The 26256-nt window shown below is 73.1% G+C and carries 20 protein-coding genes and 1 riboswitch; of the genes, 10 read left to right on the forward strand and 10 right to left on the reverse strand.

From position 1 onward, the window contains the following. Positions 1–33 precede the first annotated feature (33 nt). The 3 genes from K6I33_RS02290 (at position 34) to K6I33_RS02300 (ending at position 7833) form a co-directional block, all read left to right on the forward strand. Positions 34–3825: a helix-turn-helix domain-containing protein gene (locus K6I33_RS02290; RefSeq protein ID WP_229347957.1), complete on the forward strand. Its 3792-nt coding sequence runs from the start codon at positions 34–36 to the stop codon at positions 3823–3825. A gap of 122 nt (positions 3826–3947) precedes the next feature. Further along, a complete protein-coding gene (locus K6I33_RS02295) occupies positions 3948–6278 on the forward strand; it encodes a GH92 family glycosyl hydrolase (RefSeq protein ID WP_229347958.1) in 2331 nt (776 codons plus the stop codon). Between the two features lie 112 nt (positions 6279–6390). Beyond that, positions 6391–7833, forward strand: coding sequence for an amino acid permease (locus tag K6I33_RS02300; protein WP_229347959.1), 1443 nt, complete (start codon positions 6391–6393; stop codon positions 7831–7833). Here the strand turns inward: K6I33_RS02300 and K6I33_RS02305 are convergent. The 4 genes from K6I33_RS02305 to uvrA all read right to left on the reverse strand — a co-directional run bounded on the left by K6I33_RS02305 (position 7830) and on the right by uvrA (position 13850). After that, positions 7830–9059 carry an MFS transporter gene (locus K6I33_RS02305; protein WP_229347960.1) on the reverse strand — a complete coding sequence of 410 codons (1230 nt, stop codon included), beginning with the start codon at positions 9057–9059 and terminating at the stop codon, positions 7830–7832. The two genes, K6I33_RS02300 and K6I33_RS02305, sit on opposite strands and share 4 nt — an antisense overlap. A 97-nt stretch (positions 9060–9156) precedes the next feature. Beyond that, positions 9157–10032 carry an Fpg/Nei family DNA glycosylase gene (locus tag K6I33_RS02310; RefSeq protein ID WP_229347961.1) on the reverse strand — a complete coding sequence of 292 codons (876 nt, stop codon included), beginning with the start codon at positions 10030–10032 and terminating at the stop codon, positions 9157–9159. Between the two features lie 56 nt (positions 10033–10088). After that, the gene (locus K6I33_RS02315; protein WP_229347962.1) at positions 10089–11291 is read right to left on the reverse strand and encodes an FAD-dependent monooxygenase; all 1203 of its coding nucleotides are present in this window, start codon (positions 11289–11291) and stop codon (positions 10089–10091) included. 159 nt (positions 11292–11450) lie between these two features. Continuing rightward, a complete protein-coding gene (uvrA, locus tag K6I33_RS02320) occupies positions 11451–13850 on the reverse strand; it encodes an excinuclease ABC subunit UvrA (RefSeq protein WP_229347963.1) in 2400 nt (799 codons plus the stop codon). Positions 13851–14002: 152 nt separating this feature from the next. Between uvrA and K6I33_RS02325 the strand changes: the two genes are divergently transcribed. From K6I33_RS02325 to K6I33_RS02335, 3 genes are all read left to right on the forward strand, one after another. Next, positions 14003–14713, forward strand: coding sequence for a response regulator transcription factor (locus K6I33_RS02325; protein WP_229347964.1), 711 nt, complete (start codon positions 14003–14005; stop codon positions 14711–14713). Beyond that, the gene (locus K6I33_RS02330) at positions 14706–15845 is read left to right on the forward strand and encodes a sensor histidine kinase KdpD (protein WP_229347965.1); all 1140 of its coding nucleotides are present in this window, start codon (positions 14706–14708) and stop codon (positions 15843–15845) included. The genes K6I33_RS02325 and K6I33_RS02330 overlap by 8 nt, the downstream gene beginning before the upstream one ends. Positions 15846–15938: 93 nt before the next feature. Continuing rightward, a complete protein-coding gene (locus K6I33_RS02335; protein ID WP_229347966.1) occupies positions 15939–16151 on the forward strand; it encodes a hypothetical protein in 213 nt (70 codons plus the stop codon). Positions 16152–16180: 29 nt separating this feature from the next. On the opposite strand, the gene K6I33_RS02340 is transcribed toward K6I33_RS02335, so the two are convergent. After that, entirely contained in the window at positions 16181–17311 is a 1131-nt protein-coding gene (locus K6I33_RS02340) for a HoxN/HupN/NixA family nickel/cobalt transporter (protein WP_229347967.1), read from the reverse strand. 29 nt (positions 17312–17340) lie between these two features. Beyond that, positions 17341–17554, reverse strand: a riboswitch (cobalamin riboswitch). A gap of 149 nt (positions 17555–17703) precedes the next feature. Here K6I33_RS02340 and K6I33_RS02345 point away from each other — a divergent pair. Together K6I33_RS02345 and K6I33_RS02350 are read left to right on the forward strand one after the other, a co-directional pair. Beyond that, on the forward strand, positions 17704–19320 hold the full coding sequence (locus K6I33_RS02345; RefSeq protein ID WP_229347968.1) for an APC family permease: 1617 nt from the start codon (positions 17704–17706) through the stop codon (positions 19318–19320). Positions 19321–19392: 72 nt separating this feature from the next. Next, positions 19393–19983, forward strand: coding sequence for a YIP1 family protein (locus K6I33_RS02350; protein ID WP_229347969.1), 591 nt, complete (start codon positions 19393–19395; stop codon positions 19981–19983). A gap of 137 nt (positions 19984–20120) precedes the next feature. On the opposite strand, the gene K6I33_RS02355 is transcribed toward K6I33_RS02350, so the two are convergent. The 4 genes from K6I33_RS02355 to K6I33_RS02370 all read right to left on the reverse strand — a co-directional run bounded on the left by K6I33_RS02355 (position 20121) and on the right by K6I33_RS02370 (position 23889). Continuing rightward, positions 20121–21335 (reverse strand): cytochrome P450, encoded by a 1215-nt coding sequence (locus K6I33_RS02355; protein ID WP_229347970.1) that lies wholly within the window; start codon positions 21333–21335, stop codon positions 20121–20123. Between the two features lie 214 nt (positions 21336–21549). Continuing rightward, positions 21550–22761: an MAB_1171c family putative transporter gene (locus tag K6I33_RS02360; RefSeq protein ID WP_229347971.1), complete on the reverse strand. Its 1212-nt coding sequence runs from the start codon at positions 22759–22761 to the stop codon at positions 21550–21552. Continuing rightward, positions 22754–23404: a hypothetical protein gene (locus K6I33_RS02365; RefSeq protein WP_229347972.1), complete on the reverse strand. Its 651-nt coding sequence runs from the start codon at positions 23402–23404 to the stop codon at positions 22754–22756. Before K6I33_RS02365 ends, K6I33_RS02360 begins: the two co-directional genes overlap by 8 nt. Next, a complete protein-coding gene (locus K6I33_RS02370; RefSeq protein ID WP_229347973.1) occupies positions 23401–23889 on the reverse strand; it encodes a helix-turn-helix domain-containing protein in 489 nt (162 codons plus the stop codon). Before K6I33_RS02370 ends, K6I33_RS02365 begins: the two co-directional genes overlap by 4 nt. A 330-nt stretch (positions 23890–24219) precedes the next feature. Between K6I33_RS02370 and K6I33_RS02375 the strand changes: the two genes are divergently transcribed. Continuing rightward, on the forward strand, positions 24220–24567 hold the full coding sequence (locus tag K6I33_RS02375; protein ID WP_229347974.1) for a VOC family protein: 348 nt from the start codon (positions 24220–24222) through the stop codon (positions 24565–24567). Between the two features lie 61 nt (positions 24568–24628). On the opposite strand, the gene K6I33_RS02380 is transcribed toward K6I33_RS02375, so the two are convergent. Beyond that, on the reverse strand, positions 24629–25015 hold the full coding sequence (locus K6I33_RS02380) for a hypothetical protein (protein WP_229347975.1): 387 nt from the start codon (positions 25013–25015) through the stop codon (positions 24629–24631). A gap of 230 nt (positions 25016–25245) precedes the next feature. Between K6I33_RS02380 and K6I33_RS02385 the strand changes: the two genes are divergently transcribed. Continuing rightward, the gene (locus tag K6I33_RS02385) at positions 25246–26217 is read left to right on the forward strand and encodes a serine protease (RefSeq protein ID WP_229347976.1); all 972 of its coding nucleotides are present in this window, start codon (positions 25246–25248) and stop codon (positions 26215–26217) included. Positions 26218–26256: the final 39 nt, after the last annotated feature.

Genomic DNA, 26256 nt, shown 5'->3' on the forward strand with positions numbered 1-26256 from the left:
CCCACCCGATTACCCGGAACGGAGCATCCGTACGTGCACGCCAGAGGCCATGGACGCGACCACGCGGACCGCGCGGAGGCCGGTGGCCTCCTGCGGGCGTTACGGCTCGAACGTGGTGTGTCGCTGGCCGAGCTGGCCCGCCTGGCGTTCTACAGCAAGGGGTATCTGAGCAAGGTCGAGAACGGCGAGAAGCCCCTCACCCCGGAACTCGCGCGGGCCTGCGATCAGGCGCTGGACACCGGCGGGCGGCTCGGCGGGCTGCTCGCCGCCGGCCGGGCGCCCGGCCGTCCCCGGAGCGAGGACACCTGTCCGTACCAGGGGCTGTCCTCCTTCGGCCCCGAGTCCGCCCGCTGGTTCTTCGGGCGCGACGAGGCCACGGCCGATGTCGTCGCGCAGCTGACGGAGCGGCTCCGGCGGCCGGGGCCGCTGATGGTCGTGGCTCCCTCCGGAGCGGGAAAGTCCTCTCTGCTGCGGGCGGGGCTGCTGCCCGCGCTGGCGGGCGGCGTGCTGCCGGTGGAGGATTCGCGGGCCTGGCCGGTGGCGCTGCTCACCCCGGGCGAACAGCCCGTCGAGGAGCTCCTGGACCAGGTGGCGCGGGTGACCGGGGGCTCGCGGCGACTGCTCGGCAAGGCCCTGCGCGAAGGGCCCGGCACCTTCGCCGAGGCGGTGCGTGCCGCCATGGTCTCCGCACGGCCGAACGCCTTGGTGCTGCTGGTGGACCAGTTCGAGGAAACGTTCACCCTCTGCCACGACGAGGACGGGCGCGGCACGTTCGTGGCGGCGCTGCTCGCCCTCGCCGGAGGGCGGGAGCAGACCGGGGAGGGCCTGCCGACGGCCCTGGTCGTCCTGGGCGTCCGCGCGGATTTCTACGACCGCTGTCTGGCCTACCCCGGGCTGGCCGCCTCCCTGCGGCACGGGCACGCCACCGTGGGGCCGATGAACGACGCTCAGTTGCGCGACGCCATCACGGGCCCGGCGGGCGAGGCCGGCCTGGAGGTGGAGGCGGGGCTGGTCGAGGTCATGCTGCGGGACGTCGGCCTCACCCCGGGGACCTCCCCGGAGGCCGCGCCGCCGGGCGCCGGGGTGCTCCCCCTGCTGTCCCACGCCCTGCTGGGCACCTGGCAGTGCCGCGAGAACGCCACCCTGACGGTCGCCGGTTACCAGCGGACCGGCGGTATATCGGGGGCCGTGGCGGCCACCGCGGAACGCGCGTACGGCTCGCTGCCGCCGGGGCAGCGGCCGGTGGCCCGGGACATCCTGCTCCGGCTGGTCCACGTCGGGGAGGACAAGGAGACCGGCCGCCGCGTCCGGCGGGCGAGCCTGCTGGAGGGTGGCGCCCCCGAACGGGAGGCGGCCGAGGCCGTCCTCGAGGCGTTCACCCGGGCCCGGCTGGTGACGGTGGACGCCGAGCACGTGGAGCCGGCCCACGAGGTGCTGCTGCGGGTGTGGCCGCGCATGCGCCGGTGGCTCGACGACGACCGTGCCGGTCTGCGCGCCCGTCAGCTCCTCATGGAGACGGCCGCCGAATGGGAGCGGGAGGACCGCGACACGAGCCTGTTGTACCGGGGGAACCGGCTGGCCTCAGTGCGCGAGTGGCTCGCGGACACGCGGCACACCGCCGCGCTCGGCCCCCTGGCGCGGGCGTTCCTCGAGGCGAGCACCGGTCTCGAGGCCGCCGAGCGGCAGGCGGAACGGCGCCGGGTGCGACGGCTGCGGCAACTCGCCGTGGGCCTCGCGACCTTGCTGGTCCTCTCCCTGATCGCCGGCGGGATCGCCGTCCAGCAGAGCCGCACCGCCCGCCAGCAGCGGCACATCGCCGCCTCCCGCGAACTGGCCGCCCGTGCGGACGTCGTGGCCGCCGAGCGTCCCGAGGCCGCCATGCTGCTCGCCCTCGGCGGCTACCGCCGGGCCCCGTCCGCGGAAGCGCGCGGCAGCCTGCTCAGCGCGTACGCCCAGTACGGCGCCCGCGAGTTCACCGGGCACACGGGGCGCGCGAGTGCCGTGGCCTTCAGCCCCGACGGCCGCACGCTGGCCACGGCGAGCGGGGACCACAGTGTGAAGCTGTGGGACGCCTCGACGCGTGAGGTGCTGGCCACGCTGTCGGGGCACACCGACCACGTCGAAGGGCTGGCGTTCGCTCCCGACGGCCGCACGCTGGCCACCGCGAGCTTCGACGGCAGTGTCAAGCTCTGGGACGTGGCCGCGCGCCGCCCGGTCGCCACCTTGCTCGGCCATCGCGGCGAGGCCGGCCCGGTGGCGTTCTCACCCGACGGCCGCACGCTCGCCACGGCCGGGGCCGACCGGACGGTCCGGCTGTGGGACGTGGCCGGACGCCGGCAACTCGCCGCGCTCACCGGCCACACGGACACCGTTTTCGCGCTGGCGTTCTCGCCCGACGGCCGTACCGTGGCATCGGCCGGTGCCGACCGTACGGCACGCCTGTGGGACGTGGCCACGCGGCGGACCCGCGCCGTGCTGACCGGGCACACCGACATGCTCATGGGCCTCGCCTTCGCACCCGACGGCCGCACCCTGGCCACCGCCGGCTACGACAACTCCGTACGTCTGTGGGACGTGGCCACCCGCCGGCAGACCGCCGTGCTCTCCGGGCTCACCAAGGCCGCCTCCGGGGTGGCGTTCTCGCCCGACGGGCGCACGCTGGCCACGACCGGCTACGACCGCACGGTCCGGCTGTGGGACGTCACCGACATGACGCACCCCCGGCAGACCGCCGCCCTCGACACCGGTGCGGGCGACGACGTCGGCACGGCCGTGGCGTTCTCCCCCGACGGCCGTACGCTCGCGGGCACCAACAGCGGCGTCGCCTTCGCCGATCTGTGGGACGTCTCCACCCATGAGCGGATCGGCACCCTGTCCGGAGCGCCCGTCCCCGGCACGGTGACGCGTTTCAGTCCCGACGGCCGCACGCTGGCCACGGCCGACGCCGACGGCCGCGTCCGGCTGCGGGACGCGCGCTCCCTGCGGACCACGGCCACCCTCACCGTGGGAACGGCGGCCGTGCGGGGCCTGGCGTTCGCGCCGGACGGCCGTCGGCTGGCCACCGCCGACGACGCGGGAGCCGTACGCCTTTGGGACCTCGCCACCGGCCGGCCGACCGCCACCCTCACCGGGCACACCGACGCCGTGCAGGCGGTGGCCTACTCCCCCGACGGCCGTACGCTCGCCACCGCCGGCGCCGACGCCACCGCACGGCTGTGGGACGTGGCCACGCACCGGCAGATCGCCGTCCTCACCGGACACACCCGCCTCGTGGCCGATGTGGCGTTCAGTCCCGACGGCCGCACCCTGGCGACCGCGAGCCATGACGACACCGCGCGGCTCTGGGACACCGGCACCCACCGGGCACGGGCGACGCTCACCGGCCACACCTCCGCGGTCGGGGCCGTCGCCTTCTCGCCCGACGGCCGCACGCTGGCCACGGCGAGCAAGGACCGGACGGCACGGCTGTGGGACCTCGCCACCCACCGGCAGACCGGCACGCTCACCGGACACACCAACGGCGTCAACGGGGCGGCCTTCGCGCCGGACGGCCGTACGCTCGCCACCACCGGCGCCGACCGTACGATCCGGCTGTGGGACGTCGCCGCGCAACGGCCGGCAACCCTCCTGACCGCACGTACGTCCGAGAGTTCTCCTGCTTTCTCCCCCGACGGCCGCACGCTGGCGACCGCGAGCGCCGAGAACACCACGCGGTTGTGGTCCCTCGACCCCGACGAGGTGGCCGATCGCGTCTGCGGGCTCGACGACGGCCACCGCTGGTCACAACTGATCCCGGAGCTTCCCCGGCCGCGTCCTTGCGGGTGACGACCGGTCCGCCGGAGTGTCCGGAACACCACGCCCACCATCCGACGCATCCTTGACTCCCCCACCCGCCCGAGCGAGCCTCGGCGCTGAGACACCGGTGTCGCCTGAGGGGTCGTGGTCGCATGAGGGGTCGCAGAAGAGTGACGGTGGCGCTCGCCGTGGCGGCATCGCTGGTCGCCGTCAGCCCCCCGACGGCGACGGCGACCGCCCCCGACGGCGACCTCACCAGCCTCGTCAACCCCTTCATCGGCACCGAGAACGAAGGCAACACCTTTCCCGGCGCCGCCGTGCCCTTCGGCATGGTGCAGCTCTCCCCCGACACCGGTCACAGCACCGGCTACGACTACAAGGACCACCACATCCGCGGCTTCAGCACCGTCCACCTCTCCGGGGTGGGCTGCCGCATCGGCGGTGACCTCCCCGTGCTGCCGACCACGGGCGAGATCACCCAGACCGACAACGCCCGCTACGCCGCCGAGTTCAGCCACAAGAACGAAACGGCCCGCCCCGGCTACTACCGGGTCCGCCTGGGCTCCTACGGCGGGATCACCGCCGAGCTGACGGCCACCACCCGCACGGGCCGGCAGCGCTACACCTTCCCGGCCACCGAAAAGGCGAACGTCCTGTTCAACGCGGGCCAGTCGCTCCACCGGGCGGTCTCCAGCTCCGTCCAGATCGTCGACAACCGCACCGTGCGCACCACCATCACCGGCCGCGGCTTCTGCCAGGACACCCGCCCGTACACCCTCCACACCCTCACCCGCTTCGACCGCCCCTTCCGCGCCTACGGCACCTGGAAGGACGACCAGGTCACCAAGAACTCACGCTCCTCGTCCGCCGCCACCGGCCGCAACGGCGCGTGGGTGCGCTTCGACACCACCGACGAGCGGGAGGTGGAGGCCACCACGGCGATCAGCTACGTCGACGCGGCGGGCGCGGAGCGCAATCTGCGCGCGGAGGAGGACGACTTCGACCGTACGGCGGACGCGGCGCAGGAGGCGTGGGAGAAGCGGCTGCGGGACGTGGAGGTCCAGGGCGGCGGCCCGACGCTGCGGCGGACCTTCTACTCCTCCCTCTACCGCTCCTTCCTCTCCCCCAACGTCGGCAGCGACACCGACGGCCGCTACACCGGCTGGGACCAGCGGATCCACCGCACCCGCGGCTTCACGTACTACCAGAACTGGTCGCTGTGGGACACATACCGCACCCAGGCCCAGCTCCTCGCCCTGCTCGCCCCGCGCGAGGCGCGGGACATGGCCCTGTCGGTGCTGCGCGTGGACGCCGAGGGCGGCTGGCTGCCGAAGTGGGGCTACGGGACGGTCGAGACGAACATCATGACCGGTGACCCGGTGACGCCGTACCTCACCAACGCCTTCCACCACGGGCTGCTGTCGGGCCATGAGGAGGAGGCGTACCGCGTGCTCAGGAGAAACGCGGACGGGGTGCCTCCGGCGGGGAACCCGGGAGTCGGCCGGGAGGGCAACGTCCAGTATCTGCGGAACGGGTTCGTCCCGTACCTGCCGGACCGGCCCCGGGCCAAACCGGGGGACTCGGACTTCCACGAGGGCGCGTCGGCGACGCTGGAGTACGCGCTGGCCGACGGGGCGCTGGCGAGGATGGCCCGGGCGCTGGGCCACCGCGAGGACGCGCGGCGCTACACGGCCCGCTCCCGCAACTACCGCACGCTCTTCGACAGGAGCACCGGCTTCTTCCGGCCGCGCGGGGCCGACGGGGCGTTCACGGGGTCCGCCGACCCGGCGAAGAGCCCGGGCTTCCACGAGGGCACGGCCTGGCAGTACCAGTGGCTGGTGCCGCAGGACCTGCCGGGGCTGGTGGAGCTGATCGGCGGGAAGGACCAGGCGGACCGGCGGCTGGACGCCTTCTTCGCCTACGACAAGCTGCTGGCCGACCCGGCGCGCACCGCCCGCGAGGTGTGGGTCAACGGCCCGTACGACTACTACAACGCCGACAAGTACAACCCGCAGAACGAGCCGGACCTCATCGCGCCGTACACCTACCTCTCCACCGGGCGGCCGTGGAAGACGACCGACGTGGTGCACGCCGCGCTGACGCTCTTCACGGACACCCCGGACGGGATGACGGGCAATGACGACCTGGGGACGATGTCGGCGTGGATGGTGCTGTCGGCCATCGGGGTGTACCCGGTGCAGCCGGGGGCGGACGTGTGGGGGCTGAGCACCCCGGTGTTCGAGCGGGTGGACCTGCGGCTGGACCGGCGCTGGTATCCGCGGGGACGGTTCACGGTGAGCGCGCCGGGCACCTCGCGCACGGACCGGTATGTGCGGTCGGTGCGGCTGGACGGGGAGGCGTACGACCGGACGTATGTGACGACGCAGGCGATCCGGGAGGGCGAGCGGCTGGACTTCCGGGTCGGGCCGCGACCGGGTGACTGGGGCACGGGCGCCTCGGCGGTGCCGCCCGCCATCGGCTGATCCCCGGGGCCGGTGCGGGGCGGCGGCTTCCGTCGGCGCCCGCGCTCGGCCATGATGACGGCGATTCGCCCGAGGGCGAGCCGCCCCCGGGCCGACGAGAGGACGAGGTGCTATGGCCGGGCTCGGGATGGGGCGTGGTGTGCTGCGCCGCAAGCCGATCGAGACGATCGAGGAGGCTGAAGAGGCGGAGGCGCACGGCGAGCGGCTGTCCCGCAGTCTGGGGCTGTGGCAGCTGACCGCGATCGGCGTCGGCGGCATCATCGGCGCGGGCATCTTCAGCCTGGCGGGCACCATCGCCAACGGGGTGGCGGGCCCGGCCGTGCTGGTCTCCTTCCTGATCGCGGGCGTCGCGAGCGCGGCGGCGGCGTTCTCGTACGCGGAGTTCGCGGGGCTCATCCCCCGGGCGGGCTCGGCGTACACGTACGGCTACGCGGTCCTGGGCGAGCTGGGCGGCTGGTTCATCGGCTGGGACCTGCTGCTGGAGTACACGGCGATCGTGGCGGTCGTGGCCATCGGCATCTCGGGGTACATCAACTTCCTGCTCGGGGAGACGAACGCCCATTTGCCCTCCTGGATGCTGGGGGCGCCGGGGACGGGGCACGGGCACCGGGTGGACCTGTTCGCGATGGTGCTGTGCCTGCTGATCGCCTATCTGCTGACCATGGGCATCAAGAACGCGGCCCGGTTCGAGACCGTGGTGGTGGGACTGAAGATCCTCGTGGTGCTGCTGGTGGTCGTCGTGGGGTTCTTCCACGTCAAGAGCGCCAACTACCACCCCTTCTTCCCGTTCGGGCTGAGCGGCGCGTTCACGGGCGCGGCCACGGTGTTCTTCGCGGTATTCGGCTATGACGCGATGTCCACGGCGGCCGAGGAGTCCAAGGACGCGCAGCGCCACATGCCGAAGGCGATCATGTACTCGCTGGCGATCTCGATGGTGCTGTACGTGCTGGCCTGCCTGGTGCTGACGGGCATGCAGAACTACAAGGACATCGACAAGGCGAGCGGTTTCTCCACGGCCTTCAAGTCGGTGGGGCTGGAGGGGATCGCGGATGTGATCGCGGTGGGCGCGATCATCGGCATCCTCACGGTGATGTTCACGTTCATGCTGGGAGTCACCCGTGTCTGGTTCGCGATGAGCCGGGACGGGCTGCTGCCGAAGTGGTTCGCGCACACCCACCCGACGCGGCACGTGCCGACGCGGGTGACGTGGATCGTGGGCATCGCCTCGGCGCTGATCGCGGGGCTGGTCCCGATCGGCGAGGCGGCGGAGCTCACCAACATCGGCATCCTGCTGGCCTTCGCGGTGGTGTGCACGGCGGTGATCGTGCTCCGCTACAAGCGGCCGGACCTGCCGCGCTCCTTCCGCTGCCCGGGGATGCCGGTGGTGCCGGCGGTCGGGGTGGCGGCGTCGATCTGGCTGATCACCTATCTGGCGTGGCAGACGTGGGTGCGGTTCGCGGTGTGGTTCGTGATCGGGCTGGCGGTGTACTTCACGTACTCGTACCGGCACTCGGAGCTGGCGCACGCGGACGCGCGGGGGATTCCGCAGGACTAGCGGGATTCGGCGGGACCGACCGGGGCGGGGGCGCCGCCACGCCGGCCGCCCGGGCCCGACAGGCCGACCGCCCCCGTGAGCAGGGCCACCACCGTGCCGGCCGTGAGGAACGCGCCCGCCGGCGAGGCGTCGACGAGCGGCGGGAGAAGGAGTATCGCGACCACGGTGCCCGCACGCGTGGCGGTGTGCTCGACGGCCATCAGCCGCAGCCGTTCCGCCGGAGGGTACATCCCCAGGCGCGCCCGCATCGTGACGGTCCCCACGGGCACCGCCAGGCCCGACAGCAGGCACAGCGCCCCCAGCGCCGGATCGGAACCCGCCACCGCCATGGAGGCGGTCGCCAGGCCGTCGACCGCCCAGGCGGCGCAGCAGACGGCGAGCCAGGCGCGCGGCCGCAGGCCGCCGGCGACCGGGTTGCCGATGAGCGTGCCGATCCCGGAGACCGCGGTGATCAGCCCGTACGCGCCCGCGCGGGTGTCGTGGCCGTGGGCGAGCAGCGCGGGCAGCCCGATCGTCGTCGCGGCGACGCACAGCGGCACGGCGCCGTGCACTCCGATGGCCAGGCCGATGTCGGGCCGCTCCCGCACCAGCGCCGTGACGCGCACGGCGGGGACACGTGCGGCGGAGGCGGCCCGGGTCGGTGGCGGCAGGCGCCGGGCCATGCCGCCCAGGGCCGCCGCGGAGACGGCGAACGCGGCGCCCACGCACGTGAAGAGCTCGCTCTTGGAGATCACCAGCAGCAGCGCGCCCGCGCAGGCGTGCCCGGTGATGCGGGCCACCCGGCTGGTGAGGTCGAACAGCCCGGTGAGGGACTGGACCTGCCCGGCGTGCCCGAGACCGGGCACCAGCGCCTCGAAGTTCGGGTCGAAGAGCGCCCCGAGCACACCGAGGGCGCACACGCCGCCCAGCACGACGGCCGTGCCCCGGGCGTCGGGAGACCAGGCGAACGGCAGGGCCACGGCGACGCCCGCGCGCAGGGCGTCGACCGCGCACAGCGCTCCGTAGGAGGAGAAGCGGGCGACGACGCGCCGGCCGAGGACGCCGAGGACGACGTAGGGCAGCGACTCCAGGAGGGCCACGAGCCCGGTGAGCGAGGCCGATCCGGTGCCCGCCCACACGCTCCACATCACCGCCATCGCGTACAGCCGGTCCCCCAGCGCGGACAGGCTGCGCGCCAGCCACAGGACCATCACGGGACGCTGCCGCAAGAGCCGCGCGTACTCCATGCGCCCTCACAGTAGGAGGCGGGCGGAGGAACACGGCCGCCCTCTCGTGACAGACCACTCGATCACAGGAGAAGTCATCACATGTGAAAGGAGGGTGCTACTTCAGCAGCCGGGACAGCCTGCGGTCGGCCAGCGGTTTGCCGCCCGTCTGGCAGGTGGGGCAGTACTGGAGGGACGAGTCGCTGTAGGAGACCTCGCGGATGGTGTCCCCGCAGACCGGGCATGGCTGCCCGGTGCGGCCGTGCACCCGCAGGCCCGTCTTCTTCTCCGTCTTGAGGTCGGCGGCGGCGTGGCCGCGCGAGCGCTCGACGGCCTCGCGCAGGGTGGTCTCCAGGGCCTCGTGGAGCGTGGCGCGCTCCTCGTCCGTCAGGGAGTCCGCGAGCTTGAAGGGGGACATGCGGGCGGCGTGGAGGATCTCGTCGGAGTAGGCGTTGCCGATGCCCGCGATGACGCTCTGGTCCCGCAGGACGCCCTTGATCCGGCGGCGTTCGCCGCGCAGCAGCCCGGCGAGGACGTCGGGGGTGAAGCCGGGCGCGAGCGGGTCGGGGCCGAGCCGGGCGACGCCCGGTACGTCCTCGGGGGCGTGGACGCAGTACACGGCGAGCCGCTTGCGGGTGCCCGCCTCGGTGAGGTCGAAGCCCGCGCCGTCGGCCAGCCGGACGCGCAGCGCCAGCGGTCCCTTGCCGGGGCGCGGCGGCGCGGCGGGAAGCGTGTCGTGCCAGCGCAGCCAGCCCGCGCGGGCCAGGTGGAGGATGAGGTGGGGGCCTCCGTCCTCCCCGTCGCCGGTGGCCAGGGCGAGGAACTTGCCGTACCGGCGCACGGCCGTGACCGTGCGGCCCTCCAGGGCGGACGGCGGCGGGTCGTAGGTCTTGAGGACGCTCACCGCGACCGGCAGGACCCGCTCGACCGTGCGGCCGACGAGGCGCTCGGTGAGGAAGCCCGCGAGGGCCTCGACCTCGGGGAGCTCCGGCATGGGTCCAGTCTGCCGGGTGCTGCCGGGTCGGCAACTCAACGAACGGCCGACGGCCGTCAGTGGACCGGCGCGGCCCAGTCGATGCGGTAGCCGGTGAGCCAGTCGCGGACCGGGCGTCCGGGCCTGGCCAGCCGGCGCTCCACCTCGGCGTCGCGGGCGCGCCGCTCCTCGGCGGTCACCGGTCTGCGGCCGGCGAGGGCGGCGCTCAGGGCGACGACACGCTCGACGCGCTCGCGCCGCAGCCGCTCGTACCCGGCGAACGCCCGCCCCGTGCCGGGCAGGTCGCGCAGACAGCGGGCGAGGACGACGCCGTCCTCGATGGCCAGCGAGGCGCCCTGGGCGGCGTTGGGCGCGGTGGCGTGGGCGGCGTCGCCGATGAGGACGGTCCGCTCGTCGTGCCACACGGGGGTGCTGGGCAGGTCGTAGCAGTTGACGCCGACGACGTCGTCGCCGGTGGCGGCCACGATGGCGGCGGCGGGGGTGCGGTCGGCGGCGAACACCTCGTCGAGGCGGCTGCGCCACCCGCCGGGGGTGGCGGCGGCGAGGGCGGCCCGGGGCAGCTCCGGCCCGGGGACGTTGGCGAACCAGAAGGTGCTGCCGTCCGGGGCCGTGGTGCAGCCGAAGAAGCCGCCCCGCCCGTAGTACATGCGGTAGGTGCGCGGCGGGGACGGTTCGGCGCCGGCGACGGTGGTGCGGGGCCCGGTGCGCCCGGAGACGGTGAACTGGCCGGTGTGCCGGGGCGCCGGCGCGGCCGGGTCGAGGAGGGCACGGACCCGGGAGCGGATGCCGTCGGCGCCGATCACCAAGGACCCCTCGGCGTGGGTGCCGTCCGCGAAGGACGCCACCATCCGGCCGTGGGAGCGGGTGGTGAGGCCGACGAGCCGCTTGCCGTGCTCCACGTGGATGCCCCGGCGGGCCGCCTCCTCCCGCAGCACCCGGCAGAGCACGGCCCGGGGGACGGTACGGGGGCTCAGCCCGGCCTCGCCCGAGCCGGACATGGGCCGCCGGCCGAGGAGCCGGCCGGTCTCGCTGTAGGACTCCACCGTGTCGGCGGCGCAGGACACCGCGCGGACGGGACCGTCGGCGCCGATGGCGCGCAGGGCCGCGAGCCCGTTGGCGAACAGGGTCAGGAACGAGCCGGACGGCCCGGCTCCGGCCGGGACCGCCTCGTAGACGGTCGCCTCCAGGCCGGCCCGGCGCAGGGCCATCGCGGCCACGGGTCCGGCGACGCCACCACCGATGATCAGGGCATGGGCCATGGTCCGGTTCCGTCCCCCCACGTCACGTCCGTTCCACGTCGCGTCCGTCCACATCGCGCCCGCCCACGTCGCGTCCGTTCGAACATGCGACTAGGACGTGCCTGTGAGGAGGACGAAACCAGACGGGGTGGGACGCGTCCAGAGCGCGCGGCCCGCCCGTCAGCGCCCCAGGGCGGCGGCGAGATACCGCGCGGTGGCGCTCCCGGCGGCCCGCGCCACCTCTCCGGGGGTGCCGGCGGCGACGACCCGGCCGCCCTCCGCGCCCCCGCCCGGCCCCAGGTCCACGACGTGGTCCGCGCCGGCCACCACGTCCATGTCGTGCTCGACGACCACCACCGAGTGGCCCGCGTCCACCAGGCCGTGCAGCTGACGCAGCAGCACCTCGGTGTCGGCGGGGTGCAGCCCGGTCGTCGGCTCGTCCAGGACATACAGGGTGTGGCCCCGGTGGGCGCGCTGGAGTTCGGTGGCGAGCTTGATGCGCTGCGCCTCGCCGCCGGACAGCTCGGTCGCGGGCTGTCCCAGCCGCAGATAGCCCAGGCCGACGTCCTGGAGGGCGCGCAGCCCGCGCCGGGCGGCCGGCACGTCGGCGAGGAACCCGGCGGCCGCGTCGACGGTCATGTCGAGGACGTCCGCGATGGTGGCGCCCCGGTGGGTGACCTCCAGCGTCTCCGGGTTGTAACGGGCGCCCCGGCAGGCGGTGCACGGCGCGTAGGTGCCGGGCAGGAACAGCAGCTCGACGGCGACGAACCCCTCGCCCTGGCAGACCTCGCAGCGCCCCGCGGCGACGTTGAAGGAGAACCGCCCGGCGGAGTAGCCGCGGGCCCGGGCCTCGTCGGTGTCCGCGAAGACCTTGCGGACGGCGTCGAACAGCCCGGTGTAGGTGGCGAGGTTGGAGCGCGGGGTGCGGCCGATGGGCTTCTGGTCGACGCGTACGAGCCGGCCGACGGCCTCCAGCCCGTCGGCCTTCGCCACCGGTTCCGTACCGTCTTGCGTACCGTCGAGGTGGGCGGCGACGGTGTCCGCCAGCACCTGGACGACGAGCGTCGACTTGCCCGAGCCGGACACGCCCGTGACGGCCGTGAAGACGCCGAGCGGGAAGTCGACGTCGAGGTCGCGGAGGTTGTGCCGGTTCACCCCGCGCAGCCGCAGCGCGCCGGACGCCTTCCGGGGCGTCCGGGCGGGGGCTTGCGCTGCCTCGGGGAAGACGAACCGGCGGGTCTCCGACTCCGCCACGTCCGCGAGCCCTTCGACGGGCCCGCTGTGGAGCACCTGCCCGCCCTGCTCCCCGGCCCGGGGGCCGACGTCGACGATCCAGTCGGCGCGGCGCACGACGTCCATGTGGTGCTCGACGACGAACAGCGAGTTGCCCGCCGCCTTCAGCCGGTCCAGCACGGTCAGCAGGGCGGCGCTGTCGGCGGGGTGGAGCCCGGCGGACGGCTCGTCCAGGACGTACACCACCCCGAACAGCCCGGAGCGCAGCTGGGTGGCGAGCCGCAGCCGCTGGAGCTCGCCGGCGGAGAGGGTGGGGGTGGGGCGGTCGGTGCTGAGGTAGCCGAGGCCGAGCTCGGTGAGCACCTCGATGCGGGCGACCAGGTCACGGGCGAGGGCGGCGGCCACGCCGTCGCCCTCGCGGGCCGGGCGCAGCGTCTCGGCGAGGGCGGCCAGCGGCAGGGCGGCGAGCTCGGCGATGTCCCGCCCGGCGAAGGTGACGGCGAGCGCCTCGGGACGCAGCCGCCGCCCCGCGCACACCGGGCAGTCCGCGCTCACCAGGTGCCGCTCGGCGCGGGCCCGCAGGGCGGCGCTCTTGGAGTCGGCGAAGGTGTGAAGGACATAGCGGCGGGCGCTCATGTACGTGCCCTTGTAGGGCCGCTGGATGCGCTCGGCCTCCCGGACGGGGTGCACGGTGACGACGGGCTGCTCGTCGGTGAACAGGATCCAGTCGCGGTCGGCCCGCGGCAGCTCGCGCCAGGGCCGGTCGACGTCGTACCCGAGGGTGTCGAGGATGTCGCGGAGGTTCTTCCCCTGCCACGCGCCGGGCCAGGCGGCGATGGCGCCGTCGCGGACGGACAGCGACGGGTCGGGGACGAGGGAGTCCTCGGTGACGGTGTGGACCCGGCCCAGGCCGTGGCACTCGGGGCACGCCCCGGCGGGCGTGTTCGGCGAGAAGGCGTCGGAGTCGAGACGCCCGGCGCCCTCGGGGTAGCTCCCGGCGCGGGAGAAGAGCATCCGCAGGGAGTTGGAGAGCGTGGTGACCGTGCCCACGGAGGAACGCGAGGTCGGCGCGGAGCGCCGCTGCTCCAGCGCGACGGCGGGCGGCAGCCCGCTGACCTCCTCCACCTCCGGCGCGCCGACCTGGTGGATCAGCCGGCGGGCATAGGGCGCGACGGACTCGAAGTACCGCCGCTGAGCCTCGGCGTACAGCGTCCCGAAGGCGAGGGAGCTCTTGCCGGACCCGGACACGCCGGTGAAGACGACGAGGGCGTCGCGAGGAATGTCGACGTCGACGCCTTTGAGATTGTGCGTCTTCGCTCCGCGAACGCGGACATAGGGGTCGTGCATCGGCCCGATACTAGCTGCCCCTGGTTGTGGGCAATCGTCCCGCTGGGCTGGGGGCACCTCCCAGCGGTAGCCGGGGGAGGGTGGGCACAACCACGACCACCGGGCCGCACCCGGACCACGCACCCTCCCCGGCCGGCTGCGAAGCTGACCGCATGCACCACATCCTCGTCGTCGACGACGACCCCACCGTCGCCGAAGTGGTCACCGGCTACCTGACCCGCGCCGGCCACACCGTCACCGGCGCCGGAGACGGCGAAACCGCCCTCTCCGAAGCCGACCGCCACCGCCCCGACCTCGTCGTCCTCGACCTGATGCTCCCCGGCGGCCTGGACGGCCTGGAGGTCTGCCGCCGCCTGCGCCGGACGCACGGCCACCTCCCGGTGATCATGCTGACCGCCCGCGGCGACGAGGAGGACCGCATCCTCGGCCTGGAGGTAGGCGCGGACGACTACGTCACCAAGCCCTTCAGCCCCCGCGAGCTCGTCCTCCGCGTGGAGTCCGTCCTGCGCCGCTCGGCGCCCACGAGCGCTCCGCCCCTGCGGGCCGCAGGGCTGGCCCTGGACCCCACGGCCCGCCGCGCCACCAGGAACGGCACCGACCTCGCCCTCACCCTCCGCGAGTTCGACCTCCTCGCCTTCCTCCTGCGTCACCCAGGACGCGCCTGCACCCGCGAGGAGCTGATGCGCGAGGTGTGGGGCTGGGACTTCGGGGACATGTCGACGGTGACCGTCCACGTGCGCCGGCTGCGCGCCAAGATCGAGGACGACCCGGCGAATCCCGCCCTGATCCGGACCGTGTGGGGCGTCGGCTACCGCTTCGAGGCGCCCGGGGAGACGCCCGGGGAGGCGGCCGGCGATGCGTGACACGCTGCTGATCGCCCTCCTCGCCTTCCTCGGCGCGGCCGCCGCCGGGCTGCTGGGCGCGCTCGCGCTGCGGCTCCTGCGCCACCGTTCGGTGATGGTCTCCCTCACCGTGGTGGCCGCGGTGTCGGTGACCGCGATGCTGGCCGGGACGCTGGCCGTGGCCCAGGCGATGTTCCTGTCCGCGCACGACCTGACGGTCGTGACGACGGTGTGCGCGATGGCCGCCGTCGTCTCGCTCGCCACGGCCCTGCTGCTCGGCCGCTGGGTGGTGGCCCGCAGCGCCGCGCTGACCCGCGCGGCGCGGTCCTTCGGCGAGGGCGGCGTCTTCGCCGCCCCCGGCGGCGGCGCCACGGCGGAACTCGACGCGCTCTCCCGGGAGCTCGCCGCCACCAGTGCCCGGCTCGCCGAGTCCCGGGAGCGCGAACGCGCCCTCGACGCCTCGCGGCGCGAGCTGGTGGCCTGGATCTCCCACGATCTGCGCACCCCGCTGGCGGGGCTGCGCGCCATGTCGGAGGCGCTGGAGGACGGGGTCGCCGAGGACCCCGCGCGCTACCACCGGCAGATCCGCACCGAGGTCGACCGGCTGAACACCATGGTGGGCGACCTCTTCGAGCTCTCCCGCATCCACGCGGGCTCCCTGCCGCTGCGGCCGAGCCGGATGTCGGTGTACGACCTGGTGGACGAGGCGCTGGCGGGCGCCGGGCCGCTGGCGCGCGAGCACGGGGTGCGGCTGGTGGGGGACGGCGTGGCGGCGGTGCCGGTGGAGGTGGACGGCAAGGAGATGACCCGGGTCCTGGGGAACCTCCTGGTGAACGCGATCCGGCGGACCCCGGCCGACGGTACGGTCGCGGTGGCCGCGCGGCGCGAGGCGGACTCGGTGGTGGTGTCGGTGACGGACGGCTGCGGCGGCATCCCGGAGGAGGATCTGCCCCGGGTCTTCGAGACGGGCTGGCGGGGTTCGGCGGCCCGGACCCGGCCCGGGGGCGCGGGGCTGGGCCTGGCGATCGTCCGGGGCATCGTCGAGGCCCACGCGGGCCGTGCGTCGGTCCACAACGTGCCCGGCGGCTGCCGGTTCGAGGTGACGCTCCCGGCGGCCGTCAGCGTAGGGGCCGTGCCACCCCGTGAAGGGTGATCACGGCCCAACACGCTGACGTGATCAGGGGTCGTGCGCCACGATGCACCCGCCGGCAGAGCGAGCAGCGACGACCGTGGAGCGGGATGGCCCATGTCCGACACCGGAGCCGAGTCAGATGTCGACGCCGACCCCCTGCGCAGGATCGCGGCGGCGATCGAGCGGGAGCGGGATCCCTCGACCCGGACCTGCCTGACCTGCGGCGGGCCGGCCCTGGTGGTGGTGCGGGAGGAGCCGGCCGGGACCAGCCCCCCGGTGATCAGCGCCCGGAAGGCGTGCGCCGATCAGGGGTGCGAGCGCCCCTGATCGGCGGCCATGCCCCGGCGCCCCCAGGCTCACCCGTCCACGGCAGCCCCCGCCGCAGCCGTCCGTGCCGCCCAGCGCTGCTCGACCTTGGCGAAGCGCCAGTAGCCGAGGGCGACGGCCCAGACCACCACGAACAGCCCGACGATGACGAAGCCGACGTTGTCGAGGTTCAGCCCCGCGATCCAGCCGGTCACCGCGTCGTCCAGGCCGAGCTTCTCGTGCAGCACGCCCACCAGTTCGATGGTGCCGATGAGGAAGGCGACGGCGATGGACAGCCCGGTGATGGTGAGGTTGTAGTAGACCTTTCTGACGGGGTTGGAGAACGCCCACTGGTAGGCGAAGTTCATGAACGTGCCGTCGAGCGTGTCGAACAGGCTCATGCCGGCCGCGAACAGCAGCGGCAGGCACAGGATCGCGTACCACGGCAGCCCGGCGGCGGCACCGCTGCCCGCCATGACCATGAGTGTGACCTCGGTGGCGGTGTCGAAGCCCAGGCCGAAGAGGAAGCCCAGCGGGTACATCTGGCCGGGGCGGCTGATGGAGCGGGTGAAACGCCCGAGGACACGGTTCATAAAGCCCCGCGAGTCGAGCTGCTTCTCCAGTTCGGCCTCGTCGTAACGGCCCTCGCGCATGGCGCGGAAGACCCTCATGATGCCGGCGAGAGCGACGAGGTTGAGGACGGCGATGAGGTAGAGGAAGCCGCCGGAGACCGTGGTGCCGACGACACCGAGGGTCTGATGGGTGGTGGAGTCCTCGTTCATCAGCGTCCCGGCAAGCCGGGTGCCGCCGGTGACCAGCAGCGTCAGCAGGACGACGACGCTGGAGTGGCCGAGGGCGAACCAGAAGCCGACGGAGACGGGACGCTGCCCGTCGGCCATCAGCTTGCGGGTGGTGTTGTCGATGGCGGCGATGTGGTCGGCGTCGAAGGCGTGCCGCATGCCGAGGGTGTAGGCGGTGACGCCGAGGCCGACGCCGAAGACCTTGGAGCCGACGGTGTAGTGGTTCGGCACGACCAGCAGGAAGAGCACGCCGAAGGCGACGACGTGGAGGGCGACGACGACGGCCAGCAGGCCGGCGGTCCGCACGGTGTCCTCACGCCGCCAGCGGAAGGCGGGCGGGGACGGTTCGGCGGATGCGGATGTGGATGTGGGTATGGACATCTTGGGGTGAACGCTCCAGCACCTCGTGGATCATTTCGAGATGCCGTGGCCGGTCTCCTGGCTTACGGGTGGCTGGCGTTGCCGTCCCGCCTTCCCGGCAGCCGGACGCTGCCAGTGGCTCCGCGCGCCGGGGCGCGCGGAAGGGGACGGTCACTCCCCGATCACAGTGGCGAGGGCCGCTCCGGAATCGGCCCACGAGGGGCCTCACCGGTCTTCCCGAACACCACGGCCGGGCAACCATAACGTCCCGGCCGGGTTCCGGGGCGAGAATGTGGCACTTGCCATCTCCTCGCAGCAGGGTCCGACACTCCGCAGGTGATGGACGCGCGGGGCGGCCCGGTGTACGAGTGCAGGAAGACCGCGAGGGACGTCCGGGAGAGGGCTGAGCGCCAATGACGGGCACGGCAGGGGACATCGAGCGGAGGCCCGGGGAACCGGAGCCCGGGGTGCCGGAGGAGCGGACGGCGTTCGTCCGCCGGATCGGGCTGTTCCAGGCCACCGCCATCAATATGAGCCAGATGTGCGGCATAGGGCCGTTCGTCACCATTCCCTTGATGGTGGCGTCCTTCGGCGGGCCGCACGCGGTCATCGGCTTCGTCGCGGGGGCGGTGCTGGCCCTGGCCGACGGGCTGGTGTGGGCGGAGCTGGGCGCGGCGATGCCCGGCGCGGGCGGCAGTTACGTCTATCTGCGGCAGGCGTTCCAGTACCGGACCGGCAGACTCGTGCCGTTCCTGTTCGTGTGGACGGCGATGCTCTTCATCCCGTTGGCCATGGCCACGGGTGTGATCGGGTTCGTACAGTATCTGGGCTATCTCTGGCCGGGTATGACGCAGACCCAGGGGGATCTGACGGGCCTGGCCTTCGTCGTGGTGGTCGTCGGGCTGCTGTGGCGGCGGGTGGAGAGCATCGGGCGGATCACGGCCGTGCTGTGGGGCGTGATGATCGTCTCCGTCCTCCTGGTCATCGTCGCCGCGTTCACCCACTTCAGCCCGGATCTGGCCTTCACCTATCCGGCGGGCGCCTTCGACCTGACGAGCGGCGGGTTCTGGCTGGGCTTCGCGGCGGGCCTGACCATCGGCATCTACGACTACGGGGGCTACAGCACCGTCGCCTACATGGGTGCCGAGATCAAGGACCCCGGGCGCGTCATGCCACGGTCCATCATCTACTCGATCCTCGGCATCATGGCCATCTACCTGCTGCTCCAGATCGGCACCCTGGGCGTCGTCGACTGGCGGGAGATGCTGGACCCGGACTCCACGGCCGGGTCCTCCGTGGCCTCGGCGGTCCTGGAGCAGACCTGGGGCAAGGGCGCGGCGGACGTCGTCACCGTGCTGATCCTCGTCACGGCCTTCGCGTCGGTCTTCACCGGGCTCCTCGGCGGCTCGCGCATCCCCGTGGACGCCGCGCGGGAGAACGTCTTCTTCCGCCGCTTCGGCGCCCTCCACCCGCGGCTGCGCTTCCCGGTGCTGCCGCTGACGACGATGGGGCTGATCTCGGCCGTGGGCTTTCTGATCGGCCGTCATACCGACCTGGCGACGATCATCCAGTTGCTGATGGCGGTCATGGTGATCCTCCAGGCGCTGTCGCAGGTGCTGGCCGTGACCGTGCTGCGGCGCCGGCAGCCCGGGCTGCCGCGCCCGTACCGGATGTGGCTCTATCCGCTGCCGAGCCTGGTGGCACTGGCGGGCTGGCTGGTGATCTACGGCTTCGCGGACCGCAACTCCCCCGGCCGCCATCCCATCGAGTGGTCGCTGGCCTGGGTGGGCGCCGGGTGCGTGGCGTTCGTGCTGTGGGCGGCGAAGGAGAAGGTGTGGCCGTTCGGGCCACGGGAGGTCAGCGAGGACTACCTGCCCGGCGGGGCCTTGGCGCACGGCCTCGCGGAGCCCTCGACCGCCGTCGCCGACGGGCCCGTCACCGACACGGGGGACGACGACCCGGGCCCCGGCACGGACCCGGGCACGGACCCCGGTACGGGCCCCGGAGGCGTGGCGCCGACCCCGGCCTGACGGGGCGTCTGCTCCACCGGCCGGGCCGCCCGGACTCCTGCGGTCCGGCCGAACGGTGATAAAACGGCACCCATGCCCGTGACCACTGCCCCTCCCCCGCCCGTCCCCGACGCCCAGCCGCGCAGGCTGCTCTGGCACCGCCTCATATTCGGGCTCTGGTACCGGCCCGTCGAGGTCCTCGACGAGGCCCGGGACCGGAGCGTCTGGGGAGCGGCGGCCTTCCTGTCCCTGCTGTGCGGGGCGTTGGGGACGCTGGCCAACGACTCCTTCTGGGTGCAGTGGGGGGTCAGCCCCGTGCTGGCGCTGGAGGCCATGGGCATCGGCTCGCTGGTGATGATGCTCGCCAGTCTGCTGCTGGGCGCCGCCACCCACGCCATCGCCCGCCGGCTCGGCGGCAACGGCAGGTTCGCCCCGACGGCGAGCCTGTTCGTCGTGCTGTTCTGGGCGAGCGACCTGCCCCGGCTGGTCCTCGACACCTGGCTGCCGGCCGGTTCGATGCCGGTGCGCGCCGCCGCGTCGGTGACGGCGGCCTTCGGCTACGCGCTCGCCACGCTGCTGATCCGGGGTCAGCACCATCTGCCCACCCACAGGGCGGTGGCGGCGGTGAGCCTGCAGATGCTGGCGGCGGTGACGCTGCTCAAGTTCCCGCCCGGCAGCGCCTGAGCCGGCCCGAGCGGGTCCGAGCGATCCTGAGCGGGCCCGAGCGACGGGGGTGACGACGAAGGCCCGCCCGGTGCGACGGGGGATGCACACCGGGCGGGCTCGAGGACAGTTCTACCTCATCAAGGATGGGTTATGCATCAAAAACCCGTTCGATCGACCGAAGACCATCGGACGGGGAGCGTTTTCAGGCCACGCGCGCGGATGGCCGGACGCCAGGTCAGCTCCTCTCTCGGGATGTCCAGTTCCAGGTTTTCGAAGCGCTCCAGCAGCGCGGTGAGCGCGATCTCCGTCTCCATCCGGCCCAGCGCGGCGCCCAGGCAGTAGTGGATGCCATGGCCCAGCGCGAGGTTCCCCGAGCGGTCCCGTCCCAGGTCGAAGCGGTCGGGGTCGGGAAACCGGGCCGGGTCGCGATTGGCCGAGGCCAGCGAAAGCAGCACGGTCTCACCCGCCGGGACCGGCACTCCGCCGATCTCCATGTCCTCCACCGGGAAGCGCCGGATCGCGACCGGAGTGGGCCCGTCCCACCGGCTGGCCTCGTCCACGACCGCCGCGAGTCCGTCCGGATCCTTACGCACCGTCCGAAGCAGTTCAGGACGGTCCAGCAGGGCGAGAACCGTGTTGCCGATGAGATGGGTCACGTTCTCGTATCCGGCGAACACGATGAGGAAGGCCAGGGACGTCAGCTCGTCCCGGGAGAGCGTGTCCCCGGCCTCCTGCACCGCGATCAGGTCCGAGAGCAGATCGTCGCCGGGCTCCGCGCTCTTGGCCTCGACGAGCTCCGTGAAGAAGGCCAGCAGGGAGGCGACCGCCTCCTTCATCAGATGGGGCCGCGTCCGGTCGGGGGTGATCATCGCGTCCGTCCAGGCCCGGAAGTCGACCCGGTCCGCCTGGGGAATGCCCAGCAGATCGGAGATCACGGCGACCGGAAGCGGGCCCGCGAAGGACTCCAGCAGATCCGCCCGCCCCGCCGGCTCGACGGCGTCCAGCAACTCGTCGGCGAACTTCCGCACCGGTCCGCGCAGCTTCTCCACCCGGCCCGGGGTGAACGCCTTGACCACCAGCCGGCGCAGCCGGGTGTGGTCGGGCGGGTCCATGTTCAGCAGGTTGGCGTCGAGCGCCGGGGGCAGGGAGAAGCCGTTGTAGTTGCCGGGCAGGGCGTTGCTCCGGTCGAGGGAGAGCCGGGGGTCGGCGAGGGCGGCCCGCACGTCGTCGTAACGGGTCACCAGCCAGGCGGGCTTGCCGTCGGGGCCCTCGATGCGGTGCACGGGGCCGCTCTCACGGAGCCGGGCGTAGGAGCCGTACGGGTCGGATATCAGGTCGGCCGTCGTGGGTGGGGTGTCGGTCGGTCGCATGGGATCCGACTCTAGACCGGACCGACCGGCCCTTTTGTCCTAGATCGGATATTCGATCGGCCATCCGGTCGAGGTGCCGGTACAGGTGGGGCGGAATCGCACAAGCGGCGCCGGATTCCGGTGGATCGACGATCCACCGGAATCCGGCGCCGGCCTGTGTCGTAGGCGGCCTTGACCCCCGTCCAGGACCGCCTCGTTCATGGGCCGCGCGCCGTCAGGGACGGCGTGCCGCGCTGAGCTCCCGTAGCTCGGTGAGCACCGCGTCGACCAGCGGATCGTGGAAGACGTCGGCGACGCGTGCCAAGTGCTCGTGCTCCTCCGCCGGGTCGGCGCTCACGGTCATCACCACACTGTCGGCGGACGGCCGTGCCACATGCCCCACGACCTGGTTGCCCAGGCCCCTGCGGAGCGCGGCGGCCTCCACCACCGCGGCGGTGCGGTGCTCGTCGAGGGCGGCGGCGCCGGCCTTCTCCCGGGCGATCTCCAGGGTGACGGGCTCGACATGGCGGCGGACGCCGCGCTGGATGTCACGGATCTCGGCCATCTGCCGGTTGGCCCGCCACTCCAGGTCCGCGAGGGGCCAGCGGGCCGTCCAGCGGGACTCGGGGATGGTGACCTCGGGGGCGTGGGCGGTGACCTCCCGCCACAGCGGCTCCAGCCGGCGCAGCCTGCGCCAGGCGGCGGCCCGGGGGCCGACGGCCGGCAGCGAGAAGCCGAGCAGTACCAGGAGCGCGGCCACCGAGGCGGTCATCGGGGCCACCCCGTTGGACAGCCAGTACTGCTCGTGCCCGGCCCAGCTCAGGGCGAACCCGACGAGCTTGCAGGCGCAGTACACCAGGCCCAGCCAGCAGCCCGCAGCGAGCGTCCGCAGCCCCTTGGCGAGCCAGGAGCGGCCCAGCTGGGCGGCGTAGCGCGGGCAGAGCGTGCCGAGACCGGCGAGGCTCACACCGAAGATCAGCAGATAGAGCACCAGGAAGGCGACGACACCGGGGGCGTCGGCGTAGGCGGTGCTGAAGTCACGCGGGTGCTCCACGTCGTCCGGGCGGCCGACGAGGAAGCAGACGATGGCCACGGCCCAGGTCAGCCCCACCGCCCACACCGCGAGCCGGCTGCGCGCGGCGGCACGGGTGTGGGACTCCTCGTCGCCCCGGCTGGTCCAGCGCAGCAGCAGCACGGTGGCGCCGGAGGCGAACAGCACGACGGCCGAGTAGAGGAAGACCATCGCCAGGTTGGCGACGCCCGTCAGCCGGTCGAAGGCGCGGTAGACGCTGGGCGCGGAGAACAGGAAGACGATCGGCACGCCGGAGGTCATCAGGGCGGTCAGGCCCAGGTCGACATTGTCGCGGTCGCGGAACCAGGCCCGGGCCTTGTAGCCGACGATGGCCCAGGTGACGGCGCTGAAGCTCAGGTAGAGGGCGTCAAACACCGGCACCCCTCCCGTCGGCGGACCCGTCCTGGATCCGCTGCCGGACGTGCTGGAGCGCGGGCCCCAGCGACGCGGCGAGCTCGGCGGCCTGACCCTCCAGCAGGACGTCCTGGCCCGGCGGCGGAGGCACCACCTTGGCCATCAGGAGGGTGCCGAGGATCTCCGTCTCGCGCTCGGTGAGGTTGTCGTAGCAGTGGTGGCGGGCGAGGCCCATGGTGAGCCCCATCCGCCGCATGGCGGTGGCCACGTCTACCGAGGGCGTCCACACCTTGAGGGCGTCCTCGGTGACGGCGGGGTCCTGGTCGTGACCGAGCAGCAGATGGCCGATCTCGTGCAGCACGATGTGGACCTGGTGCCACGGGGAGGTCTTCTGCTCGTAGATGACCCAGTACGCGTCGTCCGTGGTGGCCGTCATGCCGGAGACGACCCCGTCCAGGCTCATGGGCACCAGATGGATGGGCCGGCCCACATGACGGGCGACGGCGTCGCACATGCCCTGGAGATCCGTCGACGCGGGCAGGGCGAGCTCCTGGATGAGCTGCTTGCACCGGCGACGTATCCGCCCCACGCGCATGCTTGCACCGTCCTCGTCCTCGGTACGCCGCCAGTTGGTGAAGAGGCCGTCCTCCGCTGTCACGGTCACGGTCGCTCCGCACCCCCCGCGTCGGGCGGGTCGGACGGAAGGTTCATCTGCTGCCGGAACTGGCTGATGATCGTGGTCAGGCTGTCCTGCACCTCGGGGGGCAGGCCCACCGAGCGCAGGGCGATGGCCCGGACGCGCTGGTCCCTCATCGCGACGAGGAAGCGGACCTCCTCCTCCACGCGCTCGGCCTGGGAGGCCGACAGATCGCCCATCAGATACCCCACCGGCACGGCGAAGAACTTCGCCAGCGCCCGCAGGACGTCCGGGCTGGGGTTGGCGCGCTTGCCGTTGCGCAGCATCGACAGATACTGCTCGGTCAGCGTGACGCCGCCGTACTCCTCCCCGCGGCTGATCTCCTCGGCCACATGCCCGTTGGTGTACGGCGCGCCGGGCGGGTGCATGTTCGCGAACAGGTAGTTGAGCCGCTGCGCGAGCGGGCTGCCCGCGTCACCGGCCGATGCCGGCCTGTCCCCCCCGTTTGCCATCTGCCCCGTTCCTTCACGCGCGTGTGTCCCGCGGCCGCATGGCCTGGTACGACATACGACCAATTACTGCCTTTCACGGCCAGTTAAGTCCGTGTCGACTACGAGTGGCATCCTGCCATGACCGGAACGCCACGCACTAGTCCGCCGGGCATCACAAGCGGATGACGGACTTAACCACGGGTTGAGACGCACCGGATCGTGCCGGATCCGCCCACGGTGGGGCGGTGACGGGAGCGGGAGCGTGGTGACGCGAAAGTGTGTACGGCGGTGGGTGTGCCGTAGTACTTGTGGTGGTCCCGGAGACCTGTCCGTTCTCACCTGGAGTCGTCGATGACCGTTCGCCGTGTCGTGCCCAACGTTCAGTCGGAGGCCGTGGAGGAGAGCCGGGAGTTCTACGGCCTGCTGGGCTTCGAGGAGGTCATGAACCACGGCTGGATCATGACCCTCGCCTCCCCGTCCAGCCCGGCGGCGCAAGTCAGCTTCATGGCCCGCGACAAGACCGCCCCGGTCACCCCCGACATGAGTGTCGAAGTGGACGACGTGGACGCCGCCTACGCGGCCGTGCGGGACAGCGGCGCGGAGATCGTCCACCCCCTGCAGGACGAGGAGTGGGGCGTACGGCGGTTCTTCGTCCGCGACCCCAACGGCCGCGTGGTCAACGTGCTGGGCCACCGCTGACGCCCCACGGGCCGGGGAGGGGGTTGCCCCCGGCCCCCGGCCCGCGAAGTGGTGGGCCGTCTCAGCGCCCGATGGTGAAGTCCCGCCCCTGGTACAGGTGGGTGGCCTGGCCTCCGGAGAAGGTGTTGTTGACCGTGCTGTTGTCCACGGACACGCGTACGGCCTCGGCCTGCTCGGCCCACCGGCGGTACTCCTCGGCGAAGGCGGTGTCCTGGTAGACACGCCCGAAGATCAGCGCGGCCAGCGACTGGACCTGCTGCTCGTCCCCCGGATCGAGCGGCAGCACCGCCGCGTTCGCCTCGTCCTCGCCGGCCGGGCCCCGGCCGAACGCGCGGCGGGCCAGCTGCACCAGTGACCCCCAGACCTGGCGCCCCGCCTCCGTACCGACGGATCCCGCGGCCGCGGTGACCGCGCTCGTGATCGCTCCCAACGACACCGGATCGACCATCAGTCGACTCCCCCCTCGTGAGCGGGCGGACCGGACGTCCGCCCGTCCGCGCCAGGCTACCGCCCGCCTCCGGTGGTCACCCCCGGGACGTCCGGGGCCGCTGTGCGGCGTCCCGGTGAATCCTGTCGCGTCGGCGACTCACCCCTCGCGCCCCCGCCGTAGGACGATGACACGCTCACCTCGTACGCGCCCCCCACGCACATCGTGCGCACACCAGGGAGGAACCGCTCATGGACAGACCCGGATCCAGACCGTTCGCCATACGCGGCGTCGTGGCGCTGCTGTCCGGCCTGGTGGCGGTGGCGGCGTCCGTCGCCCTGCCGGGCCCGGCGCTGGCGGCGGGAGCGCCGTCCGCCGGGCATCGCGCGTCGGCCGCGTCGGCCGACGCCTACTGGACGCCCGCGCGGATGCGGGCCGCCCTCCCCGCCGTGGACACCGGCAAGCGGACGGGGGCCCCGGCCGGCGTCGCCGGGCCCGTGCCGCCCAGCCATCCCTTCGACGGACTGCCGCAGGTGGGGACGTTCTTCTGGACCGACGGGCACAACACCGGCCGGTTCTGCGGCGGGACGGTCGTCCGCAGCCCGCACCGCGATCTCGTGGTCAGCGCCGCCCACTGCCTGCGCTCGCCCGACCCGAAGAAGCAGTTCTCGTTCGTGCCGCAGTACCACGACGGCCTCAAGCCCCACGGTGTCTTCCCCGTCGAGGAGATCTACCTCGACCAGCGCTACTACGACCTGGGCACGGACGGCGGGGCGCGCTGGGACTACGCGGTGGTGCGGCTGGGCGACCGGGCGGACGGAACCCCTGTCCAGCGGGCCGTCGGCGGCTTCGGCCTGGGCATCCGGCCGGGGTACGCCCACGACGTGGTACGGCTGATCGGCTACCCGGGCAGCAGCGACGCCGTCTACCCCAAGCCGCTCGACTGCACCTCCTCCACGCACCGTTACACCAGTACGGATCCGGCCGCGCCCGGCGACTTCCTGGAGATCGCCTGCGCGGGGTACGTCGGGGGCACCTCGGGCGGGCCGTTCCTGGTGCCCGGCGACGGCGGGTACGAGGTGATCGGTGTCATCGGCGGGTATCACACCGGTGGTGACACACCCGACATCTCCTACAGCTCCTACTTCGGCGACGATCTGCTCGACCTGTTCACGGACGCGGTCGAGGGCGCGGCGCCGGCCGAGCCGGGGCGCGGGCGCTGACGCCAGCGAAGCGAACGGCGGCGCCCCCCCGGACGTTCT

The organism is Streptomyces sp. UNOB3_S3 (assembly GCF_020740895.1).
In the GTDB taxonomy this organism is placed as follows: Bacteria; Actinomycetota; Actinomycetes; order Streptomycetales; family Streptomycetaceae; genus Streptomyces.